Genomic DNA, 13122 nt, shown 5'->3' on the forward strand with positions numbered 1-13122 from the left:
ATGGTGGCGTTGATCGCAAGCACATGGACCTTTGCTGCCAGACCATCGATCAAACCGGTGACGCTCTCGATCTCGCCGGTTGATGCGAACAATGTGTCCGACCTGCGAGCACCGGCTTCCACCAGCCCGACCGCACGGCGAGCCGCGCTGGTCGCCTCCATCGTCTCATCGTGGAGTTGGCTCAAAGCCTGTGCGAGCGCTGTGCCGTGCGTTGCAACACTTGCCATCGTATGGCCTGTCTGCTCGGCGGCGGCGGCGACAGCAAATGCGCGCTGCTGCGTCGCTTGCCCGCGCTCCGCGGTCGCAGCGGCGGCTACGCCGAGCTCATCCGATACGGTTGCGAACGCGGATGCCAGCGTGCCGACGTCTCGTTCGAAATCGGCGCCCACCACGCGCAAGCGGTCAAGATCGGCCTCCCGCTGGGCAATACGGTCTCGCTCGTGCAAGCCTGCGGCGTGGACGAGCTCACGGTTCTCGATCAGGCCGAAATAGCGACCGTTCCGGGTCAGAATCACACCTTCCTGTCCGCCCGCATCCGAATAATACGCTAGCAGAGCGCCGATGGTCTGATCCGCTTCGACCGTAGGGCACGGGCGGATACGTCCCCCTAAGGTTCGGCCAAAGCTCGGGTTTTGCAGCAGGGCATGACCATATGGATTGAAGAGGATGCGCCGGATATCCTTCTCGAAGATCGCGCCGATCGGTTCGCCGGTCTGGGTGATCACGGGCAACAGCCGCAGGTCGGGCTGAGCCTGGAATATTTCGATCGCGCGCGCTGCCGACGCGTCAACCGATACCGCGATATCCGCGCTTCCCGGCTTGCATAGGGACGCGGCCTGCGAGGCGTCTGACGGCATGGGAGCGGGTGCGCGCTGCGGTCTAAGCATGGGCGCCGGCTAGCAGCGCAATGGTAAAGGCAGCATTAGGATTTTGTGACAGTCGCATGACGGCATACTGTTGTTGAAGAACGGCTGTCGATCCAAGGCCGACCGGTCCCACACACATTACGCGGTGAGTAAAAATGGGCACGCCGACCGGAGCTCATAAGCGGACAAGGAGGATCGTCGTGGTCAAGATCGAGGTTGGGAAAACTGAGTTGGGTTTCGTGACCGCCGCTCGCAAATAGGGGCTCGCTTAGACGCCACGCTTGCGTTCTATCCTGCGTCATAGCGTTGCGATCACCCGCGCCGTCTCGCTATTGCGCGGAGACATTCCGGACAGCGGGGGGGATCGTCGCCATCGCGTCGAGTCCGCTTGCAGGGAGCACGACAGGCCAATCAGGGCGAACGGCAAATGCTGCGAGAGGCTGCTTGCGGCGGCAATCGACCATGTTGAAGATGGGCAACATCGGTGCCACCCGGCCATGCGCCGCGGGGCGACGTCGTGGACCGCGCGACGTGCAAGCGTGTTGTGGTCGCTGGCGCGCCCAGCCTTATGCCTGTCTCGTGGCAGCGGCGATGCGGCTAGGCGAGGTGATAGAGGTTGAGCAACACCTCGAAGGCGATCAGCACAATGACCGCGATCTCGAGACGCAGCGACCGCTTGTCCTGGACCAGATTGAGCAACACGTCGGCGGCGTCACCGACTACCTCGAGTTTACGCTCGATCGCCCGGGCGCGGTCATTCAGTTCGAATTCGGCTTCGAGACGAGCATAGAGCCGATCGAGCTCAGGATGGTCCCACAGCATATCCGGCTTCTCGCCGATCTGCGCGCGCCCGACGACCCGGTGTTGGGCGGCGAGCACATCCCCAATATGCTGCATCACGCGGCGGATCGGCAGCCGCGCGCGTCCCTGTTCGCGAAGATCGGTCACGAGCGGCTCGATGCGGTCGAAGGCGTCGGCAATGCGTGCCTCATCGCGCGCCAGCACGACGCTGCGCGCGAGGACAGTCGCGGTGAGCAGCAGGCGCTCCGGCGTCGCCTCGCGCAAGAGGATGTGGCCGTCCGTTCGGACCAATTCTTCGCTGCCGGCTCGGATCTCGATCGACGCGGTCTCGAGCTCGGGGGTCGCCATCGGCTCGATGACATGCCCGTCGAGACTGATGATCAGGTCGCGCTCCCTCTCAGGCGTCGCATCGAACAGAACCAGCACGCCGTAGCGGAACACGAACGCGGCGCCGATGCCGTCGAGGATCAGCGCGTCGGGCTCGCCGAAGCTGCGGACGTTGCGCGTGTCGATCCGCGTACCCAGCAACAGCGCGCGGACCTTGGCGGCTTCGGCGTTGCCGGGAAATGAGAGGCCCAGCACTTCGGGCACGCCAACGCTGGCCGCGCGCAGCGGCCTGATCGGTGGAATCACTTCCTGCGTTCGACGAACCACAACCGACCCCTTGTGGCGATGCAGGCGCCGGCGAGCGGCAAACCGATTTCTGCACATCGCGTCGAGGGCGCGTGCGCTCAAAGCCAGCCTGGATCAAGGTTCATCCGTGTCGGATCGGCTGAAATGGCAAACGGACAGCGGCGACGCGGTCGGGGTTCAGAGGATAATCCGGCGTTACGTAAATTCAGAGCCGGTCATCCGGCGCGCCATTATCGCCCCGACTTCGGACGTTTGTTCAACAGCGCCGCACTTGCTGCGGCTCACGTGCTCCCCTGAAACGCTGCCAGTTGCGCGCCCGTAATTTCGGTGATCTCGACGACGCGCTTCTCGCGGGCGCTCCGTTCTGCCGCCACGCCGATCTCGACCGCGCGCAGCCCGTCCTCCGCGCTGACATCCACCGATCCGCCGCCACGCACGGCCGCCGCGAACGCGACGTGCTGGTAATAGGTCGCGCCGTGATGCGATCCCGCCGCCATCGCCGCGTCTTCGACCACCACCAATTCGCGCTCGATCGCCTTGGCTGTGCCGAACGGCACGCGCGGCGAAAAGACGAGTTCACCGGGTGGCACCAGCACGTCGAGCCGGGCCGCATCGCCGGTCGCCGAGACCTCCTCCTGATGCGCGACGCCTTCGGCGAACATGCTGAGATCGAGCATCGCGCGGACGCCATTGGCGAAGTCGACGACGGTATAGCTATTGTCGATGATGTCGGGCGCTTCGCCACCATAGCGCTCGTCGCGGTGATTTACGTCGCGGCCAGCCGAACAATAGACACGGACCGCCTCGCTCTGCACGATCAGCCGCATCAGGTCGAAGAAGTGGCAGCATTTCTCGACCATCGTCCCGCCGGTGTTGCGCGCGAACCGGTTCCAGTCGCCGACCTTGACCAGGAAGGGAAAGCGATGTTCGCGGATCGACAGCATGTGCAGCTGTCCGACCCGCCCATCATGCACCTGCTCGATGAAGCGCGCCATCGGCGGCATGTAGCGATATTCCATCCCCGTCCAGAACGGTGCCGCGTGATCGGCGGCGCGCTTGACGATCCAGCGGGCATCCGCGATCGTCGTCGCCAGCGGTTTTTCGCAGAGGATGGCGACACCGCGCTCGAACAGCGGCGCGAGCACGGCGCGGTGCGTATAGTTGGGCGAGGCGACGATCACCGCATCGACCTCGCCCTTTTCGGCAAGCTCCTCGACCGTGCGGAAGCGTGCCGGGCGCTGCTCGCCGAGCGAGGCGTCGGCCCAGCCGAGCGAGTTCTCGACCGGGTCGGCGATCGCGGTGATCGACGTGTTCGGCAAGAGCACGATGTTGCGGATATGCTCGCAGCCCATCATCCCTGTGCCCACCACGCCGTACCGAATGTGATCTCGCATCCCGCTTAGTCCTATGCCATGGGCTCTCGAATGCAGCCCCTCTCTTCCGAAACCCGCCTGCTCGGCAAGAGCGGGATTCTTGTGTCTCCGATAGCGTGGGGGATGTGGCGGTTCGCCGGTCAGCCCGTCGCCAATGCGCAGCACTTGATCGAAACCGCGCTCGACGCCGGCATAACGCTGTTCGATACCGCCGACATATACGGCGTCGACGGACCCGGCTTCGGCGCGGCCGAAGGATTGCTGGGCGAGGTGCTGCGCGCCACACCGGGCCTGCGCGACCGCATGGTGCTGGCGACCAAGGGTGGGATCGTTCCCGGCGTCCCTTATGATTCGAGCCCCGACTATCTCGCGCGCGCGCTCGACGCGTCGCTGGCGCGGCTCGGTGTCGAGCAGGTCGATCTCTGGCAGATCCATCGTCCCGATCTGCTCGCGCATCCTGCCGACGTCGCCGCCGCGCTCGAGCGGATGGTAGAGAGCGGCAAGGTCCGCGCGATCGGCGTGTCCAACTTCACGTCGGCGCAGACCGCGGCCCTGCAAGCCCACCTGCCCTTCCCGCTCGCCGCGACCCAGCCCGAGCTGTCCGCACTGCACACCGCGCCGGTCACCGACGGCCTGCTCGACCAGGCACTGCAACATGGCATGGCGGTGCTCGCCTGGTCGCCGCTCGGTGGCGGGCGGATCGGTCAAGGCGGCGACGCGGTCTCCGCGCTGCTCGACGCCAAGGGCGAAGCCAGCGGCGTGTCGCGCACGGCGGCGGCCTATGCCTGGATCATGGCGCATCCCGCCGCCCCGATCCCGATCGTGGGCAGCCAGTCGCCCGCGCGCATCGTCGAGTCGATGGACGCGCTCACGGTCGGCTGGACGCGGGCCGAATGGTATGCGGTGTTCGAGGCCTCGACCGGGACCAAACTGCCGTGAACCCGTGCGAGGTCAGCTGGTTCTCGGCGCTGTGCGACGATGACTACGAGTTTCTGGGGCAGCCCGACCCCGCTCTACGCTCGAGCTGGGAGCATTGCCGCGACATCGTGCTCGCGGCCGAAAGCGGAGGCTTCGACAATGTGCTGCTCCCTTCGGGCTACGCGCTCGGCCTCGACACGACCGCCTTCGCCGCGGCGATCGCGGTGCTGGTGCGCCGCATCCGCCTGCTGATGGCGGTGCGGATCGGCGAGAGCTGGCCGCCACAACTCGCGCGCCAGATCGCGACGATCGATCGCATCCTCGGCGGACGGCTGACGATCAACATCATCTCGAGCGACCTGCCCGGCGAGACGCTGGCGAGCGGCCCGCGCTATCGCCGCACCGTCGAGGCGATGCAGATCCTGCGCACATTGCTCGACGGCAAGCCGCTCGACCACCAAGGCGAATATTGGAACCTCACGCTCGATCCGCCGCGGATCTCGACCGTGTCGGGTCGCTGCCCGGCCTTCTATTTCGGCGGCCTGTCCGAGGACGCGCGCGAGGCGGCCGCCAAGGGCGCCGACGTCTATCTGATGTGGCCAGACCGCATCGGCGTGGTGCGCGAGACCATCGCCGACCTGCGCGCACGCGCCGCCCGCCACGGCCGGACGCTGCGCTTCGGCTACCGTGTCCATGTCGTCGTGCGCAACACCGAGGCGGAGGCGCGCGCGGCCGCCGACCGGCTACTCTCGAAGCTCGACGACGCGGCCGGCGCGGCGATCCGCGCCAAGTCGCTCGACAGCCAGTCCGCCGGCGTGCGCCGCCAAGCCGAGCTGCGTGAGGCGGCAGGCGGCGAAGGCTATGTCGAGGATCATCTGTGGACCGGGATCGGGCGGGCGCGCTCGGGCTGCGGCGCCGCGATCGTCGGCGATCCCGACCAGGTGCTCGCCAAGCTCGACTCCTATCGCGCGGAAGGGATCGAAGCCTTCATCCTGTCGGGCTATCCGCACCAGGCCGAAGCCGACCTGTTCGCGCGCCATGTCCTGCCCCGGCTCGATCACGGCCCGCTCGCGCCGGCCTGAGCGCGGGGCTCAATGCGGGGCGATTGCGAAGTGTCAGACACTGGGACAGCTCGGTCTGCCGCCGCGAACCATGTACGACTCCCACGATGTTTTGGTATATCTTCGCGACGAGCTGCAAAAGCAGCACGGGGAGGATGGGGATGTCGATCGGAGACCGGGAGAATCCGACATATTGGCTAGGCGTGGATGCCGACGGACCCGATGTCGAATGGGCAGCGCGTATCCGCGAGACATTGTGCGAGCGTCGGCGACGTCGCGCTGCGGATGGAGATCTCGGTGATCCGGACGCGATCGTCGCACCGGCTTCGCGACCGGGATAAGCGTCACCGCTCGCCAATCCGATCCTGAAACGCTCGAGCCGTCGCCCGTCCCGGGTTGGCGTCGGTGCTTCCCAGGACAGCGAACGCCGTGGCACGGAAACGTCACGTCATTTGCGCAGACCCCGTCCGACCATCAGCAGGCGCTACCGATCTCACCGTCACCAGCGTGCAGTGTCGTCGCCGCCTATTGTCGTGACGCGACACCTGAGGCCGCGACATCGGAACCGGCCTCCCGCCGGTCTCCGCTAGCCTACCGTCGTAGACAGCGAGATCCCGGGTCGAAGACCGAGGCGGCGGTGGACAGGTTCGACGGGCGTGGCGTCGCGACCGTCTGCATTGTCGCTAGAACTTCGCGCTGGCGATCACCCCGAAATAGCGATCGTCGTCGCGCGGCACGAAGCGCACCAGCCCGCCCAGCGTGCCGGCGCCGAGATAGGAGGCGTAATGCTTGTTGGCGATATTCTTGACCAACCCGCGCAGCTGCCAGCCATCCTTGGCGATCAGCGCGATGCTGGCGTTCCAGATGCCGTAGGCGGGCTGGATCGTGTCGGGGGTCTCGGTCAGCTGATATTGCGTCTTGCTCTGCCAGCTATAGTCGCTGTCGAGCTGCAGACTGAAGGCGTCGCTCAGCCTTAGCGTGTAGGTCGCGTCGCCGTGCAGCTTCCACTTGGGCGCGAACGGCAGCGGCTCGCCATTGATATTGCAGCTCGCCGCGGCGCCCGCCGGGCAATTGAACTGGTCGATCTTGGCGTCGGTACGCGCGAAGGAGAAGGTCAGCGCGAGCGGGTCGATCGGCCGCGCCGACAGGTCGCCCTCGACGCCCTTGCTCGACACCTTGCCCGCGTTGATCAGCCGACTGACCTGCGCGCCCTGGTAGAGATCGAGCACGTTGGCCTGATAATTGTCGAACTTGGTAATGAAGCCCGCGACGCTTGCCTGCAGGCGATGGTCGAACGCGCTGCCCTTCAAGCCGATCTCATAGGCGTTCGAGGTTTCGGGCTTGAGTGCGCCTTCGTCGCGCGCCAGCATGTTGAAATAGACGTTGTAGGCCGGCCCCTTATAGCCGCGCGAATAGGTGAAATAGGCGCTCGCATCGCGCGCGAGATCATATTGAGCGCCGACCCGGTAGGCGTTTCCGTGCGGATCGGTGGTGCCGCGGCTGGCGTGATAGCCCGCAATGCCCGTCGTCGAGGTCGCGCCCGGCGTCGCGAAGCTCGCGGTACGGACGTGATAATAATCGAGATCGTCCCAGATCGAGCGATATCCGGCGATGATCCGCGCACGCGAGGTGAGGTTGATATTGGCTTCGCCGAACAGCGCCATGTCGTCGCTGGTGGTGCCGTAGCGCGCGGTGCCCGAGCCCGACGATACGCCCGGCGTCACCGAGGTGATCGTGCGCTGGTAGATCTCATTGTTGACGACATGCATGTAATAGGCGCCGACGACATAGTCGATCAGATGGCCCTTGGGCGAGGCGATGCGCACCTCCTGCGAGAATTGATGCTCGCGCACCTGGCCGTAATCCTCGCCCTGGACATAGGCGGTGGTCGGCTGCGCGAAGCCGTCATAATCCTGGTGCTGATAGTTGCGCCAGCGCCGGTAGGCGGTGATCGAGGTCAGCGAATAGCCGCCCGCCATCGCCAGATCGGCCTGGACGGACGTGCCGTAATTCTTGTCGCGCACGTCGGTGTCGAAGCTCTGCGCGACGGTGCGGTTGTCGGGCGAGGGCTTGATGCCTTCGCCGGCGAGCGTCGCGGCGAGCGTCGGATTGGCGGTGACGACGCCGCTCGGATAGGCGGTTCGGCCGCTGCTGATGTAGATGCCGGCGGGCACGGTGTCGTGGGTGTAGACATAGTCGGCGCCGAAGGTCAGCGTCAGATTGTCGCTGGGCTTCGCGAGCAGCTTGGCGCGCACGCCGCGGCGCTTGTAGCCGTTGACCTCGTCGCCGGTGGTGATGTTGCGGACGTTGCCGTCATAATTGGCGAACAGGCCAGTGATCGAATACAGCAGCTTGTCGGCCACGATCGGCCCCGACACGCCGCCGCGGAACCGATATTCGTCGCCCTGATAATAGGACGCCTCGAGCTCCTCGGTCTGTCGGTTGGTAGGCGCCTTGGTGACGACGTTGATCACGCCCGCGGACGCGTTCTTGCCGAACAGCGTGCCCTGCGGCCCGCGCAGCACCTCGATCCGGTCGATGTCCATCAGGTCGAGCGTTGCCTGGCCGGGCCGCGCCAGCACGACGCCGTCGATCACGGTCGACACCGAGGGATCGACGCCGGGCGAGGTCGTGATCGTGCCGACGCCGCGGATGAACACGTCGCGGTCCTTGTTCGACGCGCCGGTACGGAATTCGACGGTCGGGATATTGGTGGCGATCGACGCGATGTCGTTCTGGCCATGCGCGGCGAGCTTGGTGCCGTCGAGGGCGGCAACCGAGATCGGCACCTTGTTGAGCGACTCTGTGCGCAGCCGCGCGGTGACGACGATCGCGCCGGTATCCGTCGCAGCGTCAGGCGTGGCAACGGCGGCGGGCGCAGGCTTGGCCGCGGGCAATGCGTCCTGCGCCAGTACCGGACCGGCGGCGGCCAGCGCCGTTGCGAGCGCGATCGCCGACAGCACGCTGCCACCGATCCGGCGGGCACGCGGATCCGCCGCACCCCAAAGCTTCGTCTGCATGGCTTTCCCCTTTGCCTCGGTGCGCAGTCGACTATCGGCAGGCCTGGATCGGGGGAAGAAAGATTTCCTATCCATGGGATAGGCTTTGGCCATTCGCCCCCGGTCAGCCTGTCACGCGTCCGCCTCGGCGACGATTGCGGCGTGCAGGGGGCCCAGCGGGGGCATCGTCAGCTGTACCACCGCGAACCCGAGCAGGTAGGAAATCGCCGCGAACAGGAAGAGCGGCAGATAGCCCGTGCCTGCGCTGAGCAGAATGCCCGCGACATACAGCACCGTCATTCCGCCCAGATTGCCGACCAGCGCACCGAAGGCGGTGACGCTGCCGACCCGTGCCGGCGGCACGACATCGGCGATCAGCGCGAAGATGTTGGTCGAGAAACCCTGATGCGCGGCGAGTACGAGCCCGAGGATCGCGGTCGCCACGCGGTAGTCGCTGGTGAACAGCGCAAGCGGGATCGGCAGCACCAGCAGCGCGGAGACGAGCAGCGCGCCCTTGCGCACGCGATCGAGATCATAGCCCCGATCGAGCAGCCGCGCGGGAAGCGCGCCGCCGATCACCGATCCGATCGCGGCACAGAGATAGACCGTCGCCAGCGGGATGCCGAGCTCGATGATGCTCAACCCGAAGCGACGGTGGAAGAAGTCTGGCATCCAGAACAGCAGCAGCCACCAGGTCTGGTCGGAGAACAGCTTGGCGCCGGCGACCACCCAACTGCGGCGATCGCGCAGCAGCCGGTAGCGGCCGGGCAAGACCGCGCGCGCCGACGCAACAGGCATCGGATCGAGCCGCACGCCGCGCGTCACGAGCAGCCAGCACGCGGCCCAGACCACGCCAAGCGCGCCGGTGAGCAGGAACGCGCCGCGCCATCCCCAGGCGAGCGCGACCGCAGGGATGACCAGCGGTGTGACGATCGCGCCGCAATTGTTGGCGGCGTTGGAGAGGCCATAGCCGGCCGACCGGCGGTTGGGCGGGAACAGCGCGGCGATCGTCTTCACCGCGGTCGGCGTACCCATCGCCTCGGTCGCGCCGAGCGCGAGTCGCACCGCCATGAACTGCGCCATGCTGCGCGCGCCGGCATGTGCCATTGCGGCGAGGCTCCAAGCCGCGACCGCGACCGGATTGGCCCAGCGTATGCCGAGCCGGTCGACGATCCATCCCGTCGCGACGAAGGCAAGGGCGGAGGAGAATTGGAACAGCGAGGCGAGCGTCCCATAGTCGCGATCGGTCCAGTGCAGATCCGTCTCGATCAGCGGCTTGAGCACCGCGATGATCTGGCGATCGACATAGTTGAGCACGCCTGCGGTCACGATCAGTGCGAACAACAGCCATTGGCGCCAGGGAGCGAGCGTCACGCGGAGCGGTCCCGGCATCGATGATCGCGGCCGGGATGGTTGCGATCGGCGAACGCGCCGTCCTGATGTTGCATCGCACGATCTCCTGACCGGCCGGCGCTAGAGCCCCGCGAGCCGATCGACAATGCGGGTTTCGCTTTGGCGCCGCCAAGACCGGGTTGCTGCACGGCGGCGTTGGGCTGCCGGGCACCATGCCGACGGGCGCGACGCTCACGATAGGGACGGCCTTGTGCTAGGGGTGCCGCGACGCGGTTCACGCGAACCGGCAAACAGGGATCCAGATCGAGCTTATGGCCCGCAAACATTCGAAGCATGAGCCCTTTGACGACGTGCAGCGCGAGGAGGACGCGCCGCCGGCGGCGATCCCGCCCTGCTGGCTATGCGGCCGCCCGACCGGCAAGACCATCGTCTGGCACCATCCCGTGCCCAAGAGCCGCGGCGGGCGCGATGTCGTCCCGATGCACCCGATCTGCCAGCAGACGCTGATCGCCAACTTCACCAACTCCGAGCTCCAGCGTCACGGCATGGATGTCACGGGTCTGCTCGACAATCCGAACGTCCGCAAATTCGTCGACTGGGTGGCGAAGAAGGATCCGGACTTCACGGCGACGACAGCGAAGAAACAACGCTGACCGCCGTCCAACAAGCGTCGGCGGCATGCCGGGCGCGATACAATTCCGGCCATGGCCTCGTCGCTACCGCACAGGCAAAGGCATCGGCATGGAGGGCGCTTCGCGCGTCGATCGGCGTTCGACGACGAGATTGACGCGGCGAACGACTTGCACCTTCACCTCGCCATGGCCGGCGATGCTGACCGTCTCGATGCCCGCCGCCACGAAGCCCTCGGACGCCATCAGCCCGAGGCACGCGACATTCCCGGCGAGGACGCGGGCAGTGACGATGGCACCGCAGTGCGCAACCGCGACGCGCAGCAGCGCCCGACCGACGCCCTGCCTAAACCGCGACGGATCGACGTAGAGCCACGCCACGTCGATGCCGACGCAGGCGACGAACCCGCATATCCAGCCGGCTGCCTCGGCGACCCACAAGTCGCCACGAAAGACATGCTGCAGCGTCGCCATGCGTGGCCGGTCCGCATTGTCGACGAAGGGCAATTCATGCGCGACCGCCCGCTCATGAAGATGCCGCACCGCAGGCCAATCCGCCGCGATAGCCCGCCTGATGCCGAAATTCATCGATGCCCCCGTTCCGATACGGGGGCGTAACATGTTTGTCGTTCACGACGCGAACGATAAGCGGGGTGCGGCGGCCGTTGGCCCCCGCGTTGCTTGCCCGCCGGCCGCATCGACAGGACCGACGATCTTCGCGCCTAGCCGCCCTGATTCCGGGAGGTGCCCAGCCGCACGCGCTCCGGCGCCGGCAGAAGCGCGACGGGTTTGGCGGGGAATCGACGCGCAAAACTTTCGAGAAGACGTTCCAACAGGCTCACGGGCCGGCCGATGAACGCATTGCGCGGCCAGACGATCAGACCCCGTTCCTGCGCGGCGCGATGCAGATCGCGGGCAAGCGAGCACAATTTTTCATCACTGATCGCGAGATGGACGCGCTTCGCATCGCCTGCACGCAATGCGTCGTCGTCGAGGACCTTCATCGTCAAGACCAGGCAATGACCAGTATTGCGGCGCTTCCACCCGAATAAGAGACCTGCAATAGCCGACATTGCGACGTCCTCCTTCCTGCGCGACAGAATCACAGCGCCAAGGCCGTGGCAACAGCGAAAGATGGTTAACTGTCGTCGTCGCCAGACATCTTCTGATCACGCCGCGACGGGTCGATCAGTGGATCCACTTCGCCCGCGTCACGGCCTGTCGACTAGGACTTGCCGCTGCCATGTCCCCCTCGTGCAGCGGTGCGGCCGATCAGCGTCTTCCACAGGCTTTGCCGGGGCCAGAGATCGATTCCTCGCGATGCCGCCGCTCGCGTCAGATCGCGTGCCAGCGACCGAAGTTGGCGATCATTGAGCACGACCGTCACTGGCATGAAGTCGCGCGCCGCAATTTTCTCCGCGGATGCAGCGATCTGAAGGTTGAGTACGATTCCATGCGGAGTTTCGTGGCGCCGCCATCCTGCCAGAGCTCCGATCATCGCCTCTTCCATATGATAGTGAGAGCAGGCGACCAAAAGCTGCCCATCATCGTGCGAAACTGCGGCGGCAACACCATCGCCGGCCACATACGTGACGCAAACGTTCGTGATCGCGCAAATGCCACGCCGACAGACATGCCACCATTATGGTTAAAACGCCAGACCGGCACAATGGATGCGAGGACCGGGCGAATTTCTGGAACACGATTGCGCCAAAGCGGCCGCTGCAATCTGTTGCCATTTCCCGCTCGTCACCGCGATGTCGCATGCGGGAACCGAAGCCGCCTGCATCGGCGGCCCGTTTCGCTCGTCATCTGCTACCGGAGACGCAACTATTACAGCGTCTTCACCGTTCGGCATATGGGACACTGGCCGGAGACCGAGCGTGGATTATTCCAACCCGAAGCGCGCAGCGCGCGCAATGATGGCGGTCGGCATGGCGTTGGTAATGGCGGCATGCAATCATGGCGACACGGCCAACAATTCGGGCGGATCGGCCGGCAATGCGTCCGGCGCAAACAGCGGCAGCACCGCTGCCGATAGCGCCGCGAGCAATACCGATTTCGGCGAGAATGATATGGACAGCAACGTCGCGCAATATGACACGGCGAACAGCACGACGGTCCCCGCTACTTCCAACCATGGGGGTGGCAATAACGACCACCCCTAGCGGTCAAGCCGCCCCGCCTATCGCGAGAGCGGCCAGATAAGCCGTATCGCTAGGGCGCCACTGCGCCTCAATATCCGTAGCCGCCGCAATAATAGGGGTTGGCGTACGGGTCGCAGCCATATCCGCCATACCCATAATAGCCGATCGGGTAGCCGCCGCCGTAATAACCACCACCGTAATAGCCGCCACCCCGATAGCCCCGACCGTAGCCGTGCCCGCCATGAAAGCTACCGCCGCCGCGGCCGCCGAAGCCGCCACCACCGTGGAAGCCGCCACCGCCGCCGCTGTGAAAGCCGCCGCCGCCGCCGTGGAAACCACCGC

13 protein-coding genes are annotated in these 13122 nt (G+C 65.9%); 4 read left to right on the top strand and 9 right to left on the bottom strand.

All coding sequences use genetic code 11. From position 1 onward, the window contains the following. From Q0326_RS07250 to Q0326_RS07260, 3 genes are all read right to left on the bottom strand, one after another. On the bottom strand, positions 1-857 hold an 857-nt coding region (locus Q0326_RS07250; protein WP_298688652.1), incomplete at its 3' end, for a CBS domain-containing protein. A 606-nt stretch (positions 858-1463) separates the two neighbouring features. Then, on the bottom strand, positions 1464-2402 hold the full coding sequence (locus tag Q0326_RS07255) for an RMD1 family protein (RefSeq protein ID WP_298688654.1): 939 nt from the start codon (positions 2400-2402) through the stop codon (positions 1464-1466). A 179-nt stretch (positions 2403-2581) separates the two neighbouring features. Continuing rightward, positions 2582-3694 carry a Gfo/Idh/MocA family oxidoreductase gene (locus Q0326_RS07260; protein WP_298688656.1) on the bottom strand — a complete coding sequence of 371 codons (1113 nt, stop codon included), beginning with the start codon at positions 3692-3694 and terminating at the stop codon, positions 2582-2584. Between the two features lie 30 nt (positions 3695-3724). On the opposite strand from Q0326_RS07260, the gene Q0326_RS07265 reads away from it, so the two are divergent. Together Q0326_RS07265 and Q0326_RS07270 are read left to right on the top strand one after the other, a co-directional pair. Then, entirely contained in the window at positions 3725-4612 is an 888-nt protein-coding gene (locus tag Q0326_RS07265; RefSeq protein WP_298688658.1) for an aldo/keto reductase, read from the top strand. Next, entirely contained in the window at positions 4567-5673 is a 1107-nt protein-coding gene (locus Q0326_RS07270; RefSeq protein ID WP_298688661.1) for an LLM class flavin-dependent oxidoreductase, read from the top strand. The genes Q0326_RS07265 and Q0326_RS07270 overlap by 46 nt, the downstream gene beginning before the upstream one ends. 662 nt (positions 5674-6335) lie before the next feature. On the opposite strand, the gene Q0326_RS07275 is transcribed toward Q0326_RS07270, so the two are convergent. Both Q0326_RS07275 and Q0326_RS07280 read right to left on the bottom strand, forming a co-directional pair. Then, complete coding sequence (locus tag Q0326_RS07275) at positions 6336-8672, bottom strand: TonB-dependent receptor (RefSeq protein WP_298688663.1); 2337 nt, start codon at positions 8670-8672, stop codon at positions 6336-6338. A gap of 111 nt (positions 8673-8783) precedes the next feature. Further along, the gene (locus tag Q0326_RS07280) at positions 8784-10043 is read right to left on the bottom strand and encodes an MFS transporter (protein ID WP_298688665.1); all 1260 of its coding nucleotides are present in this window, start codon (positions 10041-10043) and stop codon (positions 8784-8786) included. Between the two features lie 272 nt (positions 10044-10315). Between Q0326_RS07280 and Q0326_RS07285 the strand changes: the two genes are divergently transcribed. After that, positions 10316-10657 carry a hypothetical protein gene (locus Q0326_RS07285; protein ID WP_298688667.1) on the top strand — a complete coding sequence of 114 codons (342 nt, stop codon included), beginning with the start codon at positions 10316-10318 and terminating at the stop codon, positions 10655-10657. Between the two features lie 63 nt (positions 10658-10720). Here the strand turns inward: Q0326_RS07285 and Q0326_RS07290 are convergent, their stop codons facing one another. From Q0326_RS07290 to Q0326_RS07300, 3 genes are all read right to left on the bottom strand, one after another. Further along, positions 10721-11221, bottom strand: coding sequence for a GNAT family N-acetyltransferase (locus tag Q0326_RS07290; protein WP_298688669.1), 501 nt, complete (start codon positions 11219-11221; stop codon positions 10721-10723). Between the two features lie 134 nt (positions 11222-11355). After that, a complete protein-coding gene (locus Q0326_RS07295; protein WP_298688671.1) occupies positions 11356-11706 on the bottom strand; it encodes a hypothetical protein in 351 nt (116 codons plus the stop codon). Between the two features lie 152 nt (positions 11707-11858). Next, on the bottom strand, positions 11859-12131 hold the full coding sequence (locus Q0326_RS07300; RefSeq protein ID WP_298688673.1) for a hypothetical protein: 273 nt from the start codon (positions 12129-12131) through the stop codon (positions 11859-11861). A 175-nt stretch (positions 12132-12306) separates the two neighbouring features. On the opposite strand from Q0326_RS07300, the gene Q0326_RS07305 reads away from it, so the two are divergent. Beyond that, complete coding sequence (locus Q0326_RS07305) at positions 12307-12801, top strand: hypothetical protein (protein ID WP_298688675.1); 495 nt, start codon at positions 12307-12309, stop codon at positions 12799-12801. Positions 12802-12868: 67 nt separating this feature from the next. Here Q0326_RS07305 and Q0326_RS07310 read toward each other — a convergent pair. Beyond that, a partial coding sequence (locus tag Q0326_RS07310; protein ID WP_298688677.1) for a hypothetical protein occupies positions 12869-13122 on the bottom strand: 254 nt, incomplete at its 5' end.

The sequence above is a fragment of the uncultured Sphingomonas sp. genome, from assembly GCF_937859915.1.
In the GTDB taxonomy this organism is placed as follows: Bacteria; Pseudomonadota; Alphaproteobacteria; order Sphingomonadales; family Sphingomonadaceae; genus Solisphingomonas.